The sequence below is a fragment of the Pseudomonas sp. ASL9 genome (assembly GCF_056680335.1).
Window position 1 is genome coordinate 770635 of the sequence record NZ_CM155277.1, and the last position, 18013, is coordinate 788647.

The 18013-nt window shown below is 55.1% G+C and carries 26 protein-coding genes, 1 tRNA gene and 3 pseudogenes; 15 read left to right on the forward strand and 15 right to left on the reverse strand.

What is annotated here, in order from left to right; all coding sequences use genetic code 11:
• Positions 1–32 precede the first annotated feature (32 nt).
• Complete coding sequence (locus AC1ME2_RS03540; RefSeq protein WP_480439358.1) at positions 33–221, reverse strand: hypothetical protein; 189 nt, start codon at positions 219–221, stop codon at positions 33–35.
• Between the two features lie 410 nt (positions 222–631).
• On the opposite strand from AC1ME2_RS03540, the gene AC1ME2_RS03545 reads away from it, so the two are divergent.
• The gene (locus AC1ME2_RS03545; RefSeq protein ID WP_480439359.1) at positions 632–859 is read left to right on the forward strand and encodes a DUF6555 family protein; all 228 of its coding nucleotides are present in this window, start codon (positions 632–634) and stop codon (positions 857–859) included.
• A 148-nt stretch (positions 860–1007) separates the two neighbouring features.
• Here AC1ME2_RS03545 and map read toward each other — a convergent pair whose 3' ends face one another.
• From map to AC1ME2_RS03575, 6 genes are all read right to left on the reverse strand, one after another.
• On the reverse strand, positions 1008–1799 hold the full coding sequence (gene map, locus AC1ME2_RS03550) for a type I methionyl aminopeptidase (RefSeq protein WP_480439361.1): 792 nt from the start codon (positions 1797–1799) through the stop codon (positions 1008–1010).
• Positions 1796–2050, reverse strand: a complete 255-nt coding sequence (locus tag AC1ME2_RS03555; protein ID WP_480439362.1) for a ParD-like family protein — start codon at positions 2048–2050, stop codon at positions 1796–1798. Before AC1ME2_RS03555 ends, map begins: the two co-directional genes overlap by 4 nt.
• A gap of 129 nt (positions 2051–2179) precedes the next feature.
• The gene (locus tag AC1ME2_RS03560) at positions 2180–2509 is read right to left on the reverse strand and encodes a helix-turn-helix domain-containing protein (protein ID WP_480439364.1); all 330 of its coding nucleotides are present in this window, start codon (positions 2507–2509) and stop codon (positions 2180–2182) included.
• Between the two features lie 313 nt (positions 2510–2822).
• Positions 2823–3065, reverse strand: coding sequence for an FmdB family zinc ribbon protein (locus AC1ME2_RS03565; RefSeq protein WP_480439365.1), 243 nt, complete (start codon positions 3063–3065; stop codon positions 2823–2825).
• Between the two features lie 112 nt (positions 3066–3177).
• Positions 3178–3939 carry a metallophosphoesterase gene (locus AC1ME2_RS03570; RefSeq protein WP_480439366.1) on the reverse strand — a complete coding sequence of 254 codons (762 nt, stop codon included), beginning with the start codon at positions 3937–3939 and terminating at the stop codon, positions 3178–3180.
• Between the two features lie 102 nt (positions 3940–4041).
• Positions 4042–4257 carry a hypothetical protein gene (locus AC1ME2_RS03575; protein ID WP_480439368.1) on the reverse strand — a complete coding sequence of 72 codons (216 nt, stop codon included), beginning with the start codon at positions 4255–4257 and terminating at the stop codon, positions 4042–4044.
• A 279-nt stretch (positions 4258–4536) separates the two neighbouring features.
• Between AC1ME2_RS03575 and AC1ME2_RS03580 the strand changes: the two genes are divergently transcribed.
• The 5 genes from AC1ME2_RS03580 (at position 4537) to AC1ME2_RS03600 (ending at position 8496) form a co-directional block, all read left to right on the forward strand.
• Positions 4537–4776 (forward strand): hypothetical protein, encoded by a 240-nt coding sequence (locus AC1ME2_RS03580; RefSeq protein WP_480439370.1) that lies wholly within the window; start codon positions 4537–4539, stop codon positions 4774–4776.
• Between the two features lie 681 nt (positions 4777–5457).
• A complete protein-coding gene (locus AC1ME2_RS03585) occupies positions 5458–6186 on the forward strand; it encodes an ABC transporter permease (protein WP_480438795.1) in 729 nt (242 codons plus the stop codon).
• Positions 6183–6893, forward strand: coding sequence for an ABC transporter permease (locus AC1ME2_RS03590; protein WP_480438796.1), 711 nt, complete (start codon positions 6183–6185; stop codon positions 6891–6893). The genes AC1ME2_RS03585 and AC1ME2_RS03590 overlap by 4 nt, the downstream gene beginning before the upstream one ends.
• Before the next feature lie 16 nt (positions 6894–6909).
• Positions 6910–7674 carry an ABC transporter ATP-binding protein gene (locus AC1ME2_RS03595; RefSeq protein ID WP_480438798.1) on the forward strand — a complete coding sequence of 255 codons (765 nt, stop codon included), beginning with the start codon at positions 6910–6912 and terminating at the stop codon, positions 7672–7674.
• A gap of 387 nt (positions 7675–8061) precedes the next feature.
• Positions 8062–8496 carry a helix-turn-helix domain-containing protein gene (locus tag AC1ME2_RS03600; RefSeq protein WP_480439372.1) on the forward strand — a complete coding sequence of 145 codons (435 nt, stop codon included), beginning with the start codon at positions 8062–8064 and terminating at the stop codon, positions 8494–8496.
• A gap of 35 nt (positions 8497–8531) precedes the next feature.
• On the opposite strand, the gene AC1ME2_RS03605 is transcribed toward AC1ME2_RS03600, so the two are convergent.
• The 3 genes and pseudogenes from AC1ME2_RS03605 to AC1ME2_RS03615 all read right to left on the reverse strand — a co-directional run.
• On the reverse strand, positions 8532–8756 hold the full coding sequence (locus AC1ME2_RS03605; RefSeq protein WP_480439373.1) for a hypothetical protein: 225 nt from the start codon (positions 8754–8756) through the stop codon (positions 8532–8534).
• Positions 8757–8788: 32 nt separating this feature from the next.
• Positions 8789–9004, reverse strand: a complete 216-nt coding sequence (locus AC1ME2_RS03610; RefSeq protein WP_480439374.1) for a hypothetical protein — start codon at positions 9002–9004, stop codon at positions 8789–8791.
• Positions 9005–9136: 132 nt separating this feature from the next.
• Positions 9137–9244, reverse strand: a pseudogene (locus AC1ME2_RS03615) (transposase domain-containing protein); the annotation flags it as partial.
• A gap of 96 nt (positions 9245–9340) precedes the next feature.
• Between AC1ME2_RS03615 and AC1ME2_RS03620 the strand changes: the two are divergent.
• The 5 genes and pseudogenes from AC1ME2_RS03620 to AC1ME2_RS03640 all read left to right on the forward strand — a co-directional run bounded on the left by AC1ME2_RS03620 (position 9341) and on the right by AC1ME2_RS03640 (position 12565).
• Positions 9341–9793 carry a MarR family winged helix-turn-helix transcriptional regulator gene (locus AC1ME2_RS03620; RefSeq protein WP_480439376.1) on the forward strand — a complete coding sequence of 151 codons (453 nt, stop codon included), beginning with the start codon at positions 9341–9343 and terminating at the stop codon, positions 9791–9793.
• A 23-nt stretch (positions 9794–9816) separates the two neighbouring features.
• Positions 9817–10389, forward strand: a complete 573-nt coding sequence (locus AC1ME2_RS03625; protein WP_480439377.1) for an isochorismatase family protein — start codon at positions 9817–9819, stop codon at positions 10387–10389.
• Positions 10386–11777, forward strand: coding sequence for a DHA2 family efflux MFS transporter permease subunit (locus AC1ME2_RS03630; protein WP_480439378.1), 1392 nt, complete (start codon positions 10386–10388; stop codon positions 11775–11777). Before AC1ME2_RS03625 ends, AC1ME2_RS03630 begins: the two co-directional genes overlap by 4 nt.
• 58 nt (positions 11778–11835) lie before the next feature.
• Positions 11836–12039 (forward strand): annotated as a pseudogene (locus AC1ME2_RS03635) (Rid family hydrolase); the annotation flags it as partial.
• A 202-nt stretch (positions 12040–12241) separates the two neighbouring features.
• On the forward strand, positions 12242–12565 hold the full coding sequence (locus AC1ME2_RS03640; RefSeq protein WP_480439379.1) for a hypothetical protein: 324 nt from the start codon (positions 12242–12244) through the stop codon (positions 12563–12565).
• 166 nt (positions 12566–12731) lie between these two features.
• On the opposite strand, the gene AC1ME2_RS03645 is transcribed toward AC1ME2_RS03640, so the two are convergent.
• Together AC1ME2_RS03645 and AC1ME2_RS03650 are read right to left on the reverse strand one after the other, a co-directional pair.
• Positions 12732–13073, reverse strand: coding sequence for a type II toxin-antitoxin system HicB family antitoxin (locus tag AC1ME2_RS03645; protein ID WP_480439380.1), 342 nt, complete (start codon positions 13071–13073; stop codon positions 12732–12734).
• Positions 13073–13320: pseudogene (locus AC1ME2_RS03650) on the reverse strand (type II toxin-antitoxin system HicA family toxin). Before AC1ME2_RS03650 ends, AC1ME2_RS03645 begins: the two are co-directional and overlap by 1 nt.
• 262 nt (positions 13321–13582) lie before the next feature.
• Here AC1ME2_RS03650 and AC1ME2_RS03655 point away from each other — a divergent pair.
• A complete protein-coding gene (locus tag AC1ME2_RS03655; RefSeq protein WP_480439382.1) occupies positions 13583–13804 on the forward strand; it encodes a hypothetical protein in 222 nt (73 codons plus the stop codon).
• 50 nt (positions 13805–13854) lie between these two features.
• Complete coding sequence (locus AC1ME2_RS03660) at positions 13855–14349, forward strand: tyrosine-type recombinase/integrase (protein ID WP_480439383.1); 495 nt, start codon at positions 13855–13857, stop codon at positions 14347–14349.
• A gap of 98 nt (positions 14350–14447) precedes the next feature.
• Here AC1ME2_RS03660 and AC1ME2_RS03665 read toward each other — a convergent pair.
• Positions 14448–14524, reverse strand: a tRNA-Val gene (locus tag AC1ME2_RS03665).
• Positions 14525–14707: 183 nt separating this feature from the next.
• Between AC1ME2_RS03665 and AC1ME2_RS03670 the strand changes: the two genes are divergently transcribed.
• The gene (locus AC1ME2_RS03670; RefSeq protein WP_480439384.1) at positions 14708–15991 is read left to right on the forward strand and encodes an NAD(P)/FAD-dependent oxidoreductase; all 1284 of its coding nucleotides are present in this window, start codon (positions 14708–14710) and stop codon (positions 15989–15991) included.
• A gap of 58 nt (positions 15992–16049) precedes the next feature.
• Here the strand turns inward: AC1ME2_RS03670 and AC1ME2_RS03675 are convergent, their stop codons facing one another.
• On the reverse strand, positions 16050–16694 hold the full coding sequence (locus AC1ME2_RS03675) for a peptidase C39 family protein (RefSeq protein ID WP_480441975.1): 645 nt from the start codon (positions 16692–16694) through the stop codon (positions 16050–16052).
• A gap of 264 nt (positions 16695–16958) precedes the next feature.
• On the opposite strand from AC1ME2_RS03675, the gene AC1ME2_RS03680 reads away from it, so the two are divergent.
• On the forward strand, positions 16959–17129 hold the full coding sequence (locus tag AC1ME2_RS03680; protein WP_480439386.1) for a hypothetical protein: 171 nt from the start codon (positions 16959–16961) through the stop codon (positions 17127–17129).
• 84 nt (positions 17130–17213) lie between these two features.
• Here the strand turns inward: AC1ME2_RS03680 and AC1ME2_RS03685 are convergent, their stop codons facing one another.
• The gene (locus AC1ME2_RS03685; RefSeq protein WP_480439387.1) at positions 17214–17957 is read right to left on the reverse strand and encodes a TerC family protein; all 744 of its coding nucleotides are present in this window, start codon (positions 17955–17957) and stop codon (positions 17214–17216) included.
• Positions 17958–18013: the final 56 nt, after the last annotated feature.

Consider the following 18013-nt stretch of genomic DNA (forward strand, 5'->3'; position numbering starts at 1 on the left):
TGCCGGGCTTTGTGCTGGCGCTTGACAACGTTTTATGACGCGTCAGCAGCACTCTCTTCAGCCTGGATACGCAAAGAACGCTGGATCATCAACTCAGACGCATAATCGGCTGCCAGCTCGGCCGCATCAAGCGGCTCGATTGCACCACGACTGATCAACCCGGTCAGAGCGGAGGCCGCAAACATATCCCAAATGTCTTGTTCATCATCAAGCAGTGACATGTGTACTTCCTCATTTGAATGTAGATGACACTGTAACACCGGATGCCCGGCTTCACCGTCTGGCCTCACTCATCGAAATGCCAAGCCCCATCAGCAACGCAACCGATTCAGCAAAGCGCGGGCATAATGCCACTCATCGGAGAGGTGCTCAAAACGATACAAAACAGTGTAATTCTTTTGGCCAAAGCTGGACGCACTCCAGGCAGGACAACCACACACCCAGCACTGGGGAAAATGCGCCATCAAGCAATGGCATCCACGCCGTAGTCGCTTGAAGTTATTTTGCATGCTTACATCGACGTAGAGATGAAAAGTAGTGCGTCACGCCTTCCGCGCTGATGCCCTATGTGTACATGGAAATGTACTTATTTTCAGAGTGACGTAATACGCCCAACGAGCGGAGGGGCAAGATGGATCAGATGAAAGCATATGAAATTAACTATCACTTCAAGGGGCAGCAGCGACACTTCTTTCATGAAGCCCTGCATCTGTGTGACAGCGATGCATTGCACTTCGCGACCTTGCATGCAGGCGTGGGGAGCGTCAATGGCAATATAGCTACCAGACCGGTTCGACTGGCAGCACTGCAAGCCGAAGGTCTGGGCGTTACCAAGGTCCAATGGAAGCAAGCCAAGTAGATGAGATGCCCTCCCTGCGCGATGCGGTTCTGATCATCCATGAGCCGGTCAGAACTGCATCCCATCAGAGGAGCGGAACGCAGGCTACAACGGCTATCAATATTCCGTCATCAACAGATCTGCCGGCACGCATGAAGCCGTGGAGCGGTCAGACAGGCGCATACTCACCCGTGCCTTCAGGCCATGGCGTCAGCAGTTCAAAGCCGGTCTCCGTGACAGCGACCATGTGCTCCCATTGGGCAGAAAGGGATTGATCGCGGGTCAACACCGTCCAGCCATCAGGCAGCACCTTGGTCCCGGGTTTACCGGCATTGATCATCGGCTCGATGGTAAACACCATGCCCGGCTTGAGCTTCAGCCCTTGCCGCGGACTACCGTAATGCAGCACCTGTGGTTCTTCATGATAGGTACGACCAATGCCATGCCCGCAGTACTCACGCACCACGCTGAAACCTTCCCGGTGCGCTACCGTCTGAATGGCATGACCGATATCGCCCAAGGTCGCTCCGGGCCGGACCGCGTGAATCCCTGCAAGGGTTGCCTCGTAAGTGGTGTTTACCAGGCGCTTCGCGGCCGGACTGACATCCCCCACTAAATACATCCGGCTGGTATCACCAAACCAGCCGTCCTTGATCACGGCCACATCGATATTGACGATATCCCCATCTTTGAGAATGTCCGACGCCGATGGAATCCCATGGCAGACCACGGTGTTTGGCGAAATGCAGGTAGATTTGGTAAAACCGTGATAACCGACATTCGCCGGAATGACCTTCAACTCATGAACGATGTAGTCGTGACAAATCTTATCAAGCGCCTCGGTGCTGACGCCGGCTTTGACATGACTGCCAATCATGGCCAGCACATCCGCAGCCAGCCTCCCAGCTATCCGCAGCTTGACCAGGTCTTCTTCCGTCTTAATGCTGACACCCGCCCTCATTGCACCGCCTCCTGCGTATTACCCGCCGAAGGCGAGAGATCGAATGGCATTACCGTCAAAACGGTGCCACCCGCATTCTCGGCGCGAATGAGCAATTGGCAGATGTCACTGTAATTAAGTGCCGGATGCAGCTCAGCCATCATGCCAACCTTCATCCAGTGTTCGGCTTGAGCGTTGATGGAGCGACTTAACGCTACGCTCGCGGCCCGAGCATTGGCGTGCATATGTTCCGAAATTTTCACCAGGCCCACGACTTCACCTCAAAATATTCAATATACGAAGCATATACGTTTCATATATCAACGATCAAGGGCGAGGAGCTAATGGGGAAATAATTGGAAGGGATACGGGAGGTGACGGCAAGGTAAACGACTGAGTAACTATTCGGTCAGGCATTCCGATAACGACAGCGCCAGTTGGCTGATCGCATGCTGGTCTGCTTCTGTCAGTGCACGGTAGTGAATGATCACATTTCTTTCCGCATCAGTCAGGCTTTCGATTCGCAAGGGTGTCCGGCGACCGGAAAGGAGATAAAGCACATCGACGCCCTTGAAACCCAGCGCCGCCAAATAGCTTGAGCGCGGGCTACGCTCACCGCTTTCATACTTACCTTGTGCATTGGCCTCCACACCACCAATTGCAGCAAATTCCTGCTGAGAAAGCCCTAAGGTTTTCCGCTCTTCTTTCAACCGAGAACCAAGATGATTCATTTGGGTTTGCCTAAAGAGGAATTATATTCATAACGATACGCTCACTTTACCTGTGATGTTGGACAATCAGGTCGGCGCGAGTGCGCAGCTATCGGCCAGGCAGACGACATCGCCAGCCAGTACTTGGCCATCCCCCCAAGCCACAGTCAGTGGTCTCCTTGGTATGAGCGCGCAATCAGCGCTGAGCTAACACTCGGCCAGCAATCCGACCAATGGATTTTTTGATTGCCCCCTTGGAGCGACCAGCCCCCCAATAGTCGATTTTCGGCGTTTTGATCGTTTTAACACCCTCACTGTGGCGAATACTGGATCGTCAAGACATAACCAAGTCATTTTCAGAGGAGTCAATCATCGGCACGTCGTTGATATTGACGTGACGCTGCCCTTCGAGCCAACCCCGCGCTTTCTCAACATCAAAGGACTGTTTTCTCGTTTTCATTTCAGCGAAAAATGTCCCATTCACTCGATAGTGGCCGCACCCAGGGCAGCGCAATTCCACCCAATCACTCATGGTCTGGATGCGTTCGACGCCCGCGTTGCAAATCAAGCAATTCATACCGAACATCCTTATTCGTAAACTATTAACTGTAGATGGAAATTACCGACGATGCATCTCAGGGCTTGCGCAAAAAAACGTGCCCCGTCCCCAGAACCCTGCAGTGAGCTGCCTACAGCCTCGCGCTTAAAACGGGACTCTCGGGTTGCCCCCCTTCCCCGCCGCTGGTCCTGGAGCGCGGCACATTCATGTCGAGCGTGGCCAAATTCACCAGCGTGAAATAGCCGCTGTCATCAAAACGCCAACCACCCGTGTCGATGTGAAGAACGTTGCCCAATCGCTCCGGCCGACTCAACGGCGAGTGGCCCACGACTATGGCGCGCACATCAGGGATTGGCCTGCAATCTCCGGAATGAAGGCGCTCACGTGACCATTGGCAATACGCCTCGACGCCCTCCGAACCGGGCAACTGTTCAAGCAGTGTTTTACGAAGCAATTCCCAAGTGGGTGTCGGACAGTCGGCGTGCACCATGCCGATCAACCCAGACGGTGTATCAACCTCGATAGCAATGGGCATATTCGAAAAATGCGAGGCAAACTTCTGCTGTTCGCGTTGAGCAAGTCTGAGGAACCAGCTGCCGCCACTGGCCCTGTACATCCGGTAATCAAGATCCTTGTGCTGGACATGCTGAATCGCCAGTGCTTCATGATTACCCTGCACCGCAAAAAACCAGGGTTTGGCCAGCCAATCGAGGGACCGTTCACTTTCCGGACCACGATCAACCAAATCACCTACGCTGAACAATCGATCGGCCGTCGGATCGAAACCGATACCGTCCAAGGCAGCTTGCAGCCGACTGAAATGCCCATGGATATCGCCCACGGCAAAATCGCGGCCCTGCGTGTTTCTTTCAAAGTGTTTGAGTTTGCTCATGCAACTTCCCTCCCTTCGCCGACCAACATGACCAGGGATCATCAGAAGGGCCTGGATATTCGCGGTGCTTGCACCGCTCCAATCCGAGTTCATAACGACCTTTCAGGGTTTAAGCGGTAACTCTTCATCCAGCTCTGACAGGCTTTTCCCGTCATCTGGATGCTTCCAGTCTTGCGGAGGAGGACTTTCATCCTCCTCAGGGATGTCATCGTCCTGATCGGGCAAATTCGTACCCACATCAGAGGCGTCAGAGCCGGCTATCGGAGCCAACCGATCAGGAAATTGAGCACCGCCCTGGCTTCTTCTATCAGTATCCATACGCACCTCTCTATCGACCATCAAGGTAATGGCCCTGATTGAATATTAGCGCGTTCGACTCGGGGAAGGCCTCATATATAGTGGATGTCCGGTGCCAAGGCTGCGGAACTCATATCCCAGCATTTCGTGCAAACAACCCTCACGGCGCATCTATTTTCGAGACCTCCGTGCGGTAGGCAAGCCGAAAAAAAAATTATGTCGAGACACCATTTGATGATTCGCGCAATGTGTCGCATAACCACGAACGCATCGTGGCCTAATTTTTCATCTGGACGTCAAATGACCCCTAACGCAGAACTCTACAATCCATCCACCGAATACGCTGACAAACTGGTCACGCGCATCGGACAAACCCCCGCATGGATCGCAAAACGCATCGGCGTCACCGATCGGCGCATACGCTACATCCTTGATGGCTCGCGAACCGTCAAAGGGGTAACCAGCCCTATCCAGATGACCTACACAGAACAGTTTGCCCTTGAGTGCCTTGTGGCAGAAGTTAAAGCCAAAAATAAATAGCCTGCTGGTTTCCGGTGAGCTGGAGCCTGCGTTCCAGCCTGGAAAACACAATACCCCTCTAGTCGTAGTGAATATCCGTTGAGTCGCTGATAGCCTCGCCGCACGTTCACCTGGCATTAAGGGATGCAGGAGAAAACAGAAGCCCCGGGGCCGCGAACCTTTGGGGCTTTGCCTTTACTGACCCACAGCACCCACTCAAACCAATACTCGACACACTGCCAGTACTCGGCAAAATCCTCTCCTTTCCTCCGCTTTCGCCCCACCACGTCCGGGCGAGTAGAGGCGCTGTTCAACCAAGAAATACCCCGTGCGCGCCAGATTATTTCAAATTGTTACCGGACGCCCCAGCATGGCGTAAATCCCTGCTTCGGTAACAGCTGCGAGCGCGTCTCAAGAACCTTCGATATATTTTATTTCGCCTCGAAAACCTCGTTCCAGACGGCCTCCAGCTATTTTCAACACTTTCTTGAACACCCAATCAACGAGTTGGCCGCTCGATTGCATATGCTTGTACGTACAAGTAGGCGCGTGTGTATATGCGTCAACATCAGAAGGACATACCAATGCACGGACCTGCTCGAGACTTTGGTTCGGGAATTTCTACTTTCATAGCGTCATACGCGTTCCAGTAAAAGTACTTATGGCGCCACAAGCGCTCTTTTGATTGCGAGGGTCTGACCGATGTTCGAAAACCTGTTACAGACTCTGGGGCTTTCTGTCTTCAGCCTTCAGGGCTTTGGCCCGCTGCTGATGCAAGGCAGCTGGATGACCGTCAAATTGTCGATACTGTCGCTGTTGTTGAGCGTTGTGCTCGGCCTGATCGGCGCCAGTGCCAAGCTGTCCAGCTCGTCTCTGTTGCGCATTCCAGCGCAGCTCTACACCACCCTGATTCGCGGGGTGCCGGATCTGGTGCTGATGCTGCTGATTTTCTACAGCCTGCAAACCTGGCTGACCAATCTCACCGTGGCGCTGGACTGGGACTATATCGAGATCGACCCGTTCAGCGCTGGCATCATTACCCTGGGGTTCATCTACGGCGCGTATTTCACCGAGACCTTTCGCGGCGCGATCCTCGCTGTGCCTCGCGGGCAAATGGAAGCCGCAACAGCCTACGGCTTGAGCCGCAGCCAGCGCTTTCGCTTCGTGGTGTTCCCGCAAATGATGCGCTTCGCCCTGCCAGGCATCGGCAATAACTGGATGGTGATCCTCAAGGCCACCGCACTGGTCTCGATCATCGGCCTGGCCGATCTGGTCAAGGCGGCCCAGGATGCCGGTAAAAGCACCTATCAACTGTTCTACTTTCTGGTACTCGCCGCCTTGATCTATCTGCTGATTACCAGCGCTTCGAACTACATCCTGCGCAGGCTGGAATGCCGTTATGCCGCAGGCTCCAGGGAGGCCGTACGATGATCGAACTTCTGCAGGAATACTGGAAACCTTTCCTTTACAACGACGGTTATCACATCACCGGGCTGGCCATGACCCTCTGGCTGCTCAGCGCCTCGATCTTCATCGGCTTTGTGATGTCGATCCCGCTGTCGATTGCCCGGGTGTCACCCAATGCATGGGTACGCTGGCCGGTTCAGTTCTACACCTATCTGTTTCGCGGTACGCCGCTGTATATCCAACTGCTGATTTGCTATACGGGCATCTATGGCATCGCCGCCGTTCGCGCTCAACCGGTGCTCGACGCGTTCTTTCGCGATGCGATGAACTGCACCATTCTCGCCTTTGCCCTGAACACCTGCGCCTACACCACGGAGATTTTCGCCGGGGCAATCCGCAGCATGTCCCACGGTGAAGTCGAGGCGGCCAAGGCCTATGGTCTGACCGGCTGGAAGCTCTATGCCTACGTGATCATGCCGTCAGCACTGCGCCGTTCGTTGCCGTACTACAGCAACGAAGTGATTCTGATGCTGCACTCGACCACTGTGGCCTTCACCGCCACCGTGCCGGACATACTCAAGGTCGCACGCGATGCCAACTCGGCAACCTTTATGACCTTCCAGTCGTTCGGCATTGCCGCGCTTATCTACCTGACCGTCACCTTTACACTGGTCGGTTTGTTCCGTCTGGCCGAACGCCGTTGGTTGTCTTTCCTTGGCCCGGCTCACTAATTCAGGATTTGCGCACATGTACAAATTGACCGTTGATAACCTGCATAAAAGCTATGGCAACCACGAAGTCCTCAAGGGCGTCTCGCTGAAAGCCAAAACCGGCGATGTGATCAGCCTGATTGGCGCCAGCGGTTCAGGCAAGAGCACCTTTCTGCGCTGCATCAATTTCCTCGAAACACCCAACAACGGCACCATGAGCCTGGACGACAAGCAGATTCGCATGATCAGTGATCGGCACGGCATGCGCGTGGCCGACGACGCTGAACTGCAACGAATCCGCACCCGCTTGGCGATGGTGTTCCAACACTTCAACCTGTGGAGCCACATGACGGTGCTGGAAAACATCACCATGGCCCCGCGCCGGGTGCTGGGTGTCAGCAAGAAAGATGCAGAGGATCGGGCTCGACGCTATCTGGACAAGGTCGGCCTGCCGGCCCGCGTCGCTGATCAATATCCGGCGTTCCTCTCTGGCGGTCAGCAACAGCGCGTGGCGATTGCTCGGGCCTTGTCCATGGAACCGGAAGTCATGCTGTTCGACGAACCGACCTCGGCACTCGACCCAGAACTAGTGGGCGAGGTGCTCAAGGTCATTCAGGGGCTGGCCGAAGAAGGCCGTACCATGATCATGGTCACCCACGAAATGAGCTTCGCTCGCAAAGTGTCAAACCAGGTGCTGTTCCTGCATCAGGGACTGGTCGAAGAACAAGGCGCACCCGAGGACGTACTGGGCAACCCCCAGAGCGGACGGCTGCAGCAGTTCCTCAGTGGCAACCTGAAGTAAGCCCCATCATCCTCGCAACTCACCTGACATGAACGAAGGCTTCGCAAAGAAGTGCACAGTCATTGTTGAAGCGGAGGATCGGTTGGTTTATCTCGTGACGACCTCACCGCCCGAGGTAAACATTACCGCGATAAGCCTTTACTGGTCAGGCATATGAACTCATTTAGATTGCAAATCGATAAAACAGCATCCTTATAGATTGAATTGATCTGTACAACCCTACACGCGACTGAAAATAGCTGTACATGAATATATGTCTTGTACAATATAGAACTATTCTATATGCATGATGCGTCGTACCTATGGGCAGTCTACGTGAAGGTCGGTACAGCCTTGGCGTGATAACGGACAAATCGGTCTTGCATCTGAAGAGCAGGAACACCCGCCATGAACATACCTGTAAGCAGAATCGGTTTTCGACTTCGTAAAGAACGAGAACGTTTACAGATGTCTCAGTACACCTTTGGCCAGATAGGTGGCGTGGAGGTCAACGCTCAAGGCAAATACGAAAGTGGATGCCGTCTCCCTAAAGCCGACTATCTTGTCGCTGTTGCGGCCGCTGGCGTAGACATACTGTTCGTACTCACAGGCACAGCGACCCCGATGCCTCTCAACAATCTCAGTGTGACCGAAGAGGACGTACTGTCTAATTTTAGAGCCCTTCATCCAAGAGATCAGGACACCATCGGGCAACTAACGATCTCCATGGCTGAATTGCAGTCTTCATACCTGACCAACGTCAAGCTGAATGACTCGATCACTCAAAAACACTCCGCGCAGCGCAGACCAGAACATGAACACGAGTGGCAGGCCAACAAATAGTCTAGCGCAAGGTCACTGAGCATGCCGGAGCACGCTCAGATTTTGTAATCCTTGAAAAGCTCTTCTTTGATGATCAGCAACACGTCATCGTAGTAGCGTTCACCGCGAGCCTCACTTAGCGGTACGGATCTGACGCTTCCCTCGCCATCGCGCGGCCGGTGCTCGCAGGTGATGAAGAACTCAGCTGTTTCTGCCTTGAACTCCAAATAGTAGAACAGCTCCCTACCCTCCCGGTCCCAGTAACCAATCTCTCTTCGCATCAGTTGCCACCGCCATTGCTTATGGAAGGCAATCAAGCCAGCTTGATCATATCGCCCTGCAACTCATCTCTGACATGGTGCAGTTCCTCTGCATCCAGATTCAAGCGGCGAACCACTTCAAGCAGGCGCTGGCATAATACTTCATCACCCAACTGATCAATCGTGCGCATCACGTCAAGCGCAGCGGACTGATTATTAGCTGCAACGGAATCCAGGGTTTTGCGTAGGTTTCTTGCTGGTTTTGTCACTTGATGGGTCCTCATGAATCAGGCGAGAACTCTATGACAGCAATGCTTCCTTTTAATTTCAGCCTGGCGAAGCAGTCTTATGCAATATGGCATCCATCCGGGGTAAGCATCCGGCGATCCCGCCGTGCTTGATTAAGCCGGTTGCCACCTGTGCGGCAGCAGTTCCGCAATTTCACTCGCTCGCTGCGCAGGCAGCCGCGTCAGAACATCCTTCAAACAGGCATACGGATCCTGCCCATTGCAAGGACGCCTTCTTACGGCCCAACCCAGCTACATACGACGTGCAATTTATAAAGGAGCCTTTGTAGTTTCCTTTGTACATGCTAAGGTTGCCCGATGAAAAAACAAACTGACGCACGCACGCAAAACCCAAACGCCTCTGCCCTGTCCGGAGAGCTGCGGGTGGTGCTGGGAAAATTAATCCGGCGCCTGCGCGAGCAAGCCGACGTTGGCGACTTATCCTCGTCGCAAAAGTCGGTGCTGCTGCATCTCGAGCAGCAGGGCCCAGGAACGGTAACGAGCCTGGCAGATGCGCTTGGAGTCCGCCCGCAGTCCATGGGCGCTACTGTCGCGGCGCTTGAAGCAATGGGCTTGATCATCCGCACCGCAGACCCAAGTGACGGACGGCGCAAACTTCTGAGCCTCAGTCCCGAGTTCCAGGAATTAGTCCGCGCCGGCAGGGCCGCGCGAGAAGACTGGCTCTCTAGCGCCATCCAGCAAAAATTCTCGACCACGGAGCAGAAACAACTAGCCGCCAGCGTCGAACTGCTCAAGCGCCTGCTCGATTAATTCAATCCCGATAGGACCTTGTCATGCCCATTATGCTTATCGATCCGAGAACCGCGCTTGTTGTCATCGACCTACAACGAGGTATCGCTGCGCTCCCCACGGTGCACCCAATTGCCGCTGTCACTCAGCAGGCGGCACTTCTCGCCGACGCTTTCCGTTGGGCCAGATTACCTGTCGTCTTGGTCAACGTGACTGGCCGGGCAACCGGGCGATGCGACCTCGCTGCGCCATTAGCGACACCGCCCGCAGGTTGGGACGAACCGTTGCCTGAGCTGAATCGCCAGCCCACTGACCACCTCCTCACCAAGCGCGCCTGGGGCGCCTTTACCGATACGAACCTCGGCGAATACTTGGCCTCCCACGGGGTGACCCAGGTGGTGCTCGCTGGGGTCGCCACCAGCATAGGTGTCGAGTCTACTGCTCGTGCAGCGCATGAATTGGGCCTCAACGTCACTCTGGCCATTGACGCCATGACCGACATGACCGACATGAGCGCCGAGGCTCATGGAAACAGTGTCTCCAGGATTTTTCCACGATTGGGCGAGACGGGTACGACGCAGGACATCCTTGACCGCCTCCCGACCTTGCAACCATGAGCGTGAAAGCGCCCAAAGTGCTCGATTCGCGCATCTGGAAAGTCGCCTGCGTGGTGTTCATCGGCCCCTTCATGGCGCAACTTGATTCAACGGTGGTCAACGTGTCGCTGTCGACTATTCGGGACCAGTTGCACGCCTCGATCGGGTCCGCGCAATGGATCATCAGCGGTTACTTGCTCGCTCTAGTACTCATGCTGCCGCTCAATGGCTGGCTAGTTGACCGTTTGGGAGCCAAGCGGCTCTATTTAGGCTGTTTTACACTGTTCACACTGGCCTCAATGCTCTGTGGCGCTTCGAACACCATCAACGAACTAATCATGACGCGGCTGATACAGGGCATGGCCGGAGGATTGATGGCGCCACTGACGCAGATGATGATTGCGCGGGTCGCGGGTGACAATCTAGCAAAGGTCATGGGGTACATGGCCGTGCCCGTGCTGATCGCTCCGATCCTCGGTCCGGTGGTGGCCGGCGCAATAGTGACGTACGCAAGCTGGCCATGGTTGTTCTACCTCAACTTGCCGACCGGGATCATCGGTGTCGGGCTTGCCTTTTTCCTGCTTCCGCCTGACAACGACATTGGCACCAGGAGGCCTTTCGACTTGCTGGGCTTCCTGCTCATCTCTCCTTCTTTGACGCTACTGCTGTATGGCTTGCAGAACACGACCGATCAGTATGGTGTCACGGCGTTGTCCATCGGCATCCTGTTGATGGCTGGCTATCTACTCCATGCGCGGCTCAAGGGCAGTGACGCCCTGCTAGACCTACGGCTGTTCGGTAACCGTGTTTTCGCGACGTCGGCGATGACCCAATTTCTCTCCAACGGGGTCTTTTACGCCCGACAATTCGTTATCCCGCTGTTTTTGGTGATCTGTTGTCATTTGTCTGCTAACAGGGTCGGCTGGCTGATGGCATGCATGGGCGTCGGCATGATGTGCACCTTTCCACTAATGGGCTTTCTCACTGAGCGCTTCGGTTGCCGCAAGGTATCGGCCGGCGGTGCACTGCTGGCGCTACTGGGCATGCTCCCCTTCGTGTTGATGGACCCGGACTCCGCCCCTACGCCACTGATACTGGTGAGCCTGTTAGCCATGGGCGCCGGTCAAGGGGCCATCAACATCCCGTCCATGGCGGCTGCCTACGCCACGGTATCCCGTGAACATCTAGCGCTCGCGACCACCGCGATCAATATCGCCCAGCGACTCGGCGGCCCCTTGATGACCACACTGGTTGCCATGAGCATGGCCATCGCCGCTTCCCAGCCATCGCTTCCCGAACCCCGCTCGTTCACAACGGCCTTTGTGTTGCTAATCGTCCTGCAGGCGCTGACGCTGGGCTCTGCGTTGCGCCTTCCGCTACGAATCGCGACCAAACGGGCTGGTCTCTGAGCCCCCACAGCGGCGTCTAAGGATTCTCCGAACACGTCCTCAAATGCGCTGAAATACACTGGCAACAGGCGACTGTGGATTTGAGGATGTTGTCGAAATGACGACTTATCACATCGATTTGCACCGCTATATGCCACTGTTCAGAAGCGTGAAGGATAAAGTCTTTCCAAGGAACACCTGTGCATGGACATGCGTAGGAGTCAGCGAACTCGCCAAGCCGGGCCTGCTTGTAGAGATCAAGTGCATCGCAGTGCAGCGATGAGTGCTTGTAAGCGAGCGGATCTGAGATCTTGCGGAATCAGTCAGGTCGCCACCGCTGCGGTAGCAACGCGCTGATCTGACTCGCTCAGGATTGCTAAGCTGATGAACGCATAAAAGGGATCGGCCGCTCGTCGCCCACCCGGCACGAATCCCCTCAGCGAAGTGCCCAACATAAGGTAACGACTCTACAAATGGAGATAGCCATGATGAAGTCAACACCGATTGCTTTAATGATGGTTGCATTGCTTTCTATAGCGTCAGCACCCGTACTTGCCGCTTCGAACGCACCAGATCCCTATAACACCCCCCCTTTACCCACGGGGACAAACCCAAGCAGCCCAAGTAACGACATCCAGGGCACGAAAGGTTATGACGGCAGTAATAAGAAACCAGCTGCTGGCGTGGAAAAAAAAGGCATCCCGGCTGCTACGGACGGGGCCAACTCCGTGAGCCCTGCGGGGTCAGATATCGACAACTCCGGCTCGTACAACAACTCGAAATCCGGGGGTGAAACACCGAAACCCTAAGCCTGACGTTGCATTGTAATGTTGTTCACTTAAGCGGTAGATCGAACGCTTTCAGTTTCCGGCCCTACCCGATAATCCAAGAAAACACCGCTTTCCCCTATAGGGGTAAGCGGCGTTTTCCTTAGTTAACCAGCATTGGGCTCAGCGCCGGGTTTTCCGTATCTGATTAGACGTGATGATCCAGATACTCGCTCAGCGCCTTTCGGGTCAGGTCATTCAGGGAAATGCTTTGCCGAGTAGTGACAACGCTGGCAGCCAAGTGTAGGTCGTGCCCTACCCTCACGTTGAACGATCCCTTGCATGGGATCTCAGGCTCTTGGCTCAAAGAGGCGCAGGTGCTGAGGTAATCATCCACCGCATCGTGGAATGCCTGGGTTAGCTCGCTCACCGTTTCACCCTCATAGCTCACCAGCGCACGGATGAATTGCAGCTTGCCAAACAGGCAATTATCTTCGGGACTGGCCTCGATGGAGCCGTAATAGCTCCGGTGTTGCAGTAGCGTACTCATTAAATCAATCCTCCTGCCTTCAGGTGCTCGACAACCTGACGTTTGACGTAGGCTTTCAGCTCGTTACCGGGTGCGGCTTGTGCAGGTTGATCATCGCCTGCGGATTGCCGTTGCTGAACTTCACTCGGCGGCCTTCACCCTCGATCTGACCGAATCCCAGCCCCTTTAACAGCGAGACCAATTCCGGCCAAGTGAACCCGGCCTGCTTGCTCAGTAGCTTGGCGAGCAGCTTTTCTTGATTGGACATTTGAGCTCCTTCTATGCGACTAAATTTAGTCGCATAGAATCTGCAGATCAATCACCCTCCCCCTGACCTGATCCATGAGCCCGTCGACTGGGCAGGCTTTTTGTCGCTCAGAACGGTGGCGGCTCCTCCATTACCTCGACGTCAAGCACCTCTATTGGCCGGGCATCATCGGCCTGACTCTCCCACTCCCACTTTAGCGTCACCGTCTCGTCGTCATTGAGCGTCATTTCCAGCTCGTCCGTTTCGGATAGGCCAGCTCGACGTGCTGGCCGAGGAATATCTGGATGGATTCAGCAACAACGCCTACACCAAGCACCGTGGGTTGCTGGTGCAGGTTTTCTCCTTCGCTGTGGCCAAGGGCCTGGCTGAACGCAATGTCGCCGAGTTGACACTGGTGAAGCAGGAGGCAGAAAAGAAGCGCCAGCGGCACACGCTCGAAGGCTTGATGAAGATTGTCGAAGCAAAGACCACGCCGACTGACTGAAACGAGCAATTCGCCTTGGGCTGGCCAGCCTGCAACGTCGGGAGGACATCGTGTCCTGGCTGAAGACATCCGTTGACATGGAGGCCAACACCATCATGGTTTCGCCCGGGAAGACGCAAGGGTACGAAAATCCGATTCACCTGCGCATCAAGATGGGCCAGGCCTTACGGGAAGTTGTGAGCGAGTGCGTTCGATCCCCTATCGCCCCCCCCTACTTGATCCACTACAAGCCAAGGGCACGCCGCCAAGAACAGATCGCCAGCAAAGACCATTGGACGTCTGTTACACCGAACTATCTAACGAAGGAATTCAGCAAGGCCCGCGACCTGGCTAAAGCTTACGAGAGCATTCCGGCGGGTGAGCGCCCCACTTTTCATGAGATCCGCGCTTTAGGCGCTTGGCTTTACGAGCAACAGAAATTCCCACAGGACTACATTCAAGCGCTGACGGGGCACTCTGACGTGAAGATAACGAAGCACTATCAGGAAGGCCATACCGACAAGGTGATTGAGTACGTGGATGTGGGTGCGGATTTGGCATTTTGAGGTGGGGGTTTTGCAAAACTTTTGCAAATCGCCAACCACAAAAAAGGGCCAACCTTTCGGTTGACCCTTCTAGACCGCCCAGCAGAGCGGATTTTGTTTGGTAGGCGCGACTGGACTCGAACCAGCGACCCCCACCATGTCAAGGTGGTGCTCTAACCAACTGAGCTACGTGCCTGCTGTGGATCGGCATTCTACGGATATCTGGAGGTGTGTCAACACCTTATTAGCGCTAACCCCATGAATATGCGTATTTTTTATGAATCGTCCCGGACCCGTGATTTCATAGCTTACTGGTGGAGGTTTTTGTTCTCAGGTAGGATCTTGGCATCCGTAAAGAATATTAAACAGAGGTTGCAGGATGGCGAACACTCCTTACCCACAGTCTTACTACGCTGCGTCTGCGAACGCGGTGCCTGAACGTCCACGGCTGGAGGGTGAGGTGGAAACGGACGTCTGCGTGATCGGCGCAGGTTATACCGGGCTTTCCAGCGCGCTGTTTTTGTTGGAGCACGGGTTTCGTGTAACGGTGCTTGAAGCCGCCAAGGTCGGCTTTGGTGCATCGGGACGCAATGGCGGGCAGATCGTCAACAGTTATAGCCGTGACATTGATGTGATCGAACGCACGGTCGGGCCCAAGCAAGCGCAGTTGCTGGGGCAGATGGCATTTGAAGGTGCCGCGATCATTCGTGATCGGGTGGCCAAGTATCAGATTCAATGCGACCTGAAGGATGGTGGGGTGTTCGCGGCCATCACCAGCAAGCAAATGGGCCATCTGGAAGCCCAGAAAAAACTCTGGGAGCGATACGGACACACTCAACTGGAGCTGATGGACAAGCGCCGTATTCGTGAGGCAGTAGCCTGCGAAGAATATATCGGCGGCATGCTCGATATGAGTGGCGGCCATGTCCATCCGTTGAATCTGGCGCTGGGCGAGGCTGCTGCGGTGGAGTCGCTGGGCGGCGTGATTTATGAGCAGTCTGCAGCGGTGCGAATCGAGCGCGGCGCCAATCCGGTCGTGCATACCGAACACGGTAGGGTTCGGGCCAAATTTGTGATTGTCGCTGGCAACGCGTATCTGGGCAACCTGGTGCCGGAACTGGCCGCCAAGTCGATGCCTTGCGGCACTCAGGTCATCACCACCGAGCCGCTGGGTGAAGCGCTTGCCAAGACGCTGTTACCACAGGATTACTGCGTCGAAGACTGTAACTATCTGCTCGACTACTACCGACTCTCTGCTGACAAACGCCTCATTTTCGGGGGTGGCGTGGTGTACGGCGCACGGGATCCGGCCAACATCGAAGCGATTATTCGCCCGAAGATGCTCAAGGCGTTTCCACAGCTCAAGGACGTGAAGATTGATTACGCCTGGACCGGAAACTTCTTGCTGACGCTGTCGCGCTTGCCACAAGTCGGTCGCCTGGGCGACAACATCTATTACTCGCAAGGCTGCAGCGGCCACGGTGTGACCTATACCCACCTGGCGGGCAAGGTATTGGCCGAAGCATTGCGTGGTCAGGCGGAGCGTTTTGATGCCTTTGCCGACCTGCCCCACTACCCCTTCCCTGGCGGGCAGTTGTTACGCACCCCGCTCACTGCACTGGGTGCGTGGTATTACGCCCTGCGGGACACCTTTGGTTTTTGAGTGCACTCAATAAAAACGGCGCCAAGGGCGCCATTTTTATTGTTTCATTCGGTTGCGATCATTGTGCCTTAAGCGCCTTGGTCGCCTCGCCTGCCGCTTGTTCTTGCCCAGCCCCGACGAGATCATGCGCCGCCTTCAACCAACGCTGCTGATCGACTTGCACGGGGATCTGTCGCGCCCCCTGCACCAACACGGCCCAACTGCCAGCGTCTTTCCAGGCGGAGGTGAAACTGCTGAAACTCATGACTAAACGGCGATTCATGCCCGAGTGCAACAGGACAGTCTGTTTGTTGCGGTTATAACCCACCAGCACCGCATAACGGGGTTGCGCCCACCAAGCCGAGCCTTCGGTGTAACGCAACATGACGGGGTATCCCGCAGAAACCTGAGTCAACAGCGCCTGTAACTCACCGTCCAGGGGGTAGACCACAAATCCGTACTCACGCGCCAAGGCCGGCATGCTTTGCTCAAGCTTGGCTTCGCCGCCCGGCAAATCCAGGGGTTTGTCGAGCAATCCTGGCGTGATGATCACCCCCTGTTGCGACAACATGCTGGCGAGTACACCAGGCCCGCTTTGGTAAATATTGCCCCTGAAGAACGGCACAGAATTGAGTTCAACCCGATCTGGCAAGCGCTGAATCCCTGGCGCCACGCTGCCAGCGCACGCCGTAAGGGTCGATAAAAGAACAAACGCCAGGCACATCCGCTTCGAACGAGAGGCAAGAAATCGAGGTATTACCGGCAGCATTTTCACTCACTTCAACAAGCGCCGGGCAACCCACGACCCAGCTCGGACCCTGATAATAGGTCGGCTCAAGGCTTCGGCATAGCTCATTTAGCGCAGTTTTCTGCTGTGCATAGATCAAATCGATTGTGCACGGCAGGCCACTGGTCAATTGTTGGAAACATGAGCAGTACTAGACTGTCCATTAGCTGGACAGCGACAGCAAGAGCAGCGGAGGCACCTATGAGCCCGGAAATAACCATCATGATGCTGGTAGCCGCTTGGCTGACGGCCGCAGCAGCCATGTTGTGGGGGGTGATGCGCATAGCTCGCCGGCATCATCATCGCGAAGTCGAACACGACACACCCATGAAGACCGAGGCCCAACCCAATCACCCGGCTTCACTGCACTAGCTCATTGCACTGATATTGAAAAAGGCCGGCAATGGATCACTCCATGCCGACCACTGAACGTTCAGACGTCACAAACCTTCACACTCAGGCCGCTACTTTCTTCAGCTTCGCCTTACGCGACAACATGTTCAAACCTTCGATTACCGCTGAGAAGGTCATCGCCGCATAGACATAACCCTTGGGTACATGCACACCAAACCCTTCGGCGATCAGTGTCATACCAATCATGATCAAGAAGCCCAGCGCCAGCATCACCACGGTCGGGTTGTTATTGATGAACCTGGCCAGCGGTTCGGCCGCGACCAGCATCACAACAACGGCAGCTATCACAGCAATCACCATGATCGGCAAGTGTTCCGTCATGCCCACGGCGGTAATAATGCTGTCGATGGAGAACACCATGTCGAGCATCAAAATCTGCCCGATGGCGGCGGCGAAGCCCAGTGTTACGCCTGAAGAGGTCACCTTCTCGTCTTCGCTTCTGGCTTCGACGTTATGGTGAATTTCGGTAGTCGCTTTCCATAACAGGAACAGACCACCCGCAATCAGGATCATGTCTTTCCAGGAGAACACCTGACCGAACAGCTCGATCACTGGCTCAGTCAATTGCACGATATAAGCAATGGTGCTGAGCAAGCCCAGACGCAGGAACAGGGCCATGCTGATCCCCAGACGCCGCGCTTTGGCACGCTGATGCTCCGGCAGTTTATTGGTCAGGATCGAAATAAAGATCAGATTATCGATACCCAGCACGATTTCCATCACCACCAGTGTCGCCAAAGCAATCCAGGCGGTGGGGCTTGCAGCCAGTTGTAGAAGATATTCCATGTGAGCGAACCCTGATTCAGCCTTAAACATTGATTGGATAGCCCGGTACATAAGAA

Excerpts from the sequence above, each read along its gene's own strand:
- AC1ME2_RS03540 (WP_480439358.1), bottom strand. The coding sequence starts at position 221 with ATGTCACTGCTTGATGATGAACAAGACATTTGGGATATGTTTGCGGCC.
- AC1ME2_RS03545 (WP_480439359.1), top strand. The coding sequence starts at position 632 with ATGGATCAGATGAAAGCATATGAAATTAACTATCACTTCAAGGGGCAG.
- map (WP_480439361.1), bottom strand. The coding sequence starts at position 1,799 with ATGAGGGCGGGTGTCAGCATTAAGACGGAAGAAGACCTGGTCAAGCTG.
- AC1ME2_RS03560 (WP_480439364.1), bottom strand. The coding sequence starts at position 2,509 with ATGAATCATCTTGGTTCTCGGTTGAAAGAAGAGCGGAAAACCTTAGGG.
- AC1ME2_RS03565 (WP_480439365.1), bottom strand. The coding sequence starts at position 3,065 with ATGAATTGCTTGATTTGCAACGCGGGCGTCGAACGCATCCAGACCATG.
- AC1ME2_RS03570 (WP_480439366.1), bottom strand. The coding sequence starts at position 3,939 with ATGAGCAAACTCAAACACTTTGAAAGAAACACGCAGGGCCGCGATTTT.
- AC1ME2_RS03575 (WP_480439368.1), bottom strand. The coding sequence starts at position 4,257 with ATGGATACTGATAGAAGAAGCCAGGGCGGTGCTCAATTTCCTGATCGG.
- AC1ME2_RS03580 (WP_480439370.1), top strand. The coding sequence starts at position 4,537 with ATGACCCCTAACGCAGAACTCTACAATCCATCCACCGAATACGCTGAC.
- AC1ME2_RS03585 (WP_480438795.1), top strand. The coding sequence starts at position 5,458 with ATGTTCGAAAACCTGTTACAGACTCTGGGGCTTTCTGTCTTCAGCCTT.
- AC1ME2_RS03590 (WP_480438796.1), top strand. The coding sequence starts at position 6,183 with ATGATCGAACTTCTGCAGGAATACTGGAAACCTTTCCTTTACAACGAC.
- AC1ME2_RS03595 (WP_480438798.1), top strand. The coding sequence starts at position 6,910 with ATGTACAAATTGACCGTTGATAACCTGCATAAAAGCTATGGCAACCAC.
- AC1ME2_RS03600 (WP_480439372.1), top strand. The coding sequence starts at position 8,062 with ATGAACATACCTGTAAGCAGAATCGGTTTTCGACTTCGTAAAGAACGA.
- AC1ME2_RS03605 (WP_480439373.1), bottom strand. The coding sequence starts at position 8,756 with ATGCGAAGAGAGATTGGTTACTGGGACCGGGAGGGTAGGGAGCTGTTC.
- AC1ME2_RS03620 (WP_480439376.1), top strand. The coding sequence starts at position 9,341 with ATGAAAAAACAAACTGACGCACGCACGCAAAACCCAAACGCCTCTGCC.
- AC1ME2_RS03625 (WP_480439377.1), top strand. The coding sequence starts at position 9,817 with ATGCCCATTATGCTTATCGATCCGAGAACCGCGCTTGTTGTCATCGAC.
- AC1ME2_RS03630 (WP_480439378.1), top strand. The coding sequence starts at position 10,386 with ATGAGCGTGAAAGCGCCCAAAGTGCTCGATTCGCGCATCTGGAAAGTC.
- AC1ME2_RS03640 (WP_480439379.1), top strand. The coding sequence starts at position 12,242 with ATGATGAAGTCAACACCGATTGCTTTAATGATGGTTGCATTGCTTTCT.
- AC1ME2_RS03645 (WP_480439380.1), bottom strand. The coding sequence starts at position 13,073 with ATGAGTACGCTACTGCAACACCGGAGCTATTACGGCTCCATCGAGGCC.
- AC1ME2_RS03670 (WP_480439384.1), top strand. The coding sequence starts at position 14,708 with ATGGCGAACACTCCTTACCCACAGTCTTACTACGCTGCGTCTGCGAAC.
- AC1ME2_RS03675 (WP_480441975.1), bottom strand. The coding sequence starts at position 16,694 with ATGTGCCTGGCGTTTGTTCTTTTATCGACCCTTACGGCGTGCGCTGGC.
- AC1ME2_RS03680 (WP_480439386.1), top strand. The coding sequence starts at position 16,959 with ATGAGCCCGGAAATAACCATCATGATGCTGGTAGCCGCTTGGCTGACG.
- AC1ME2_RS03685 (WP_480439387.1), bottom strand. The coding sequence starts at position 17,957 with ATGGAATATCTTCTACAACTGGCTGCAAGCCCCACCGCCTGGATTGCT.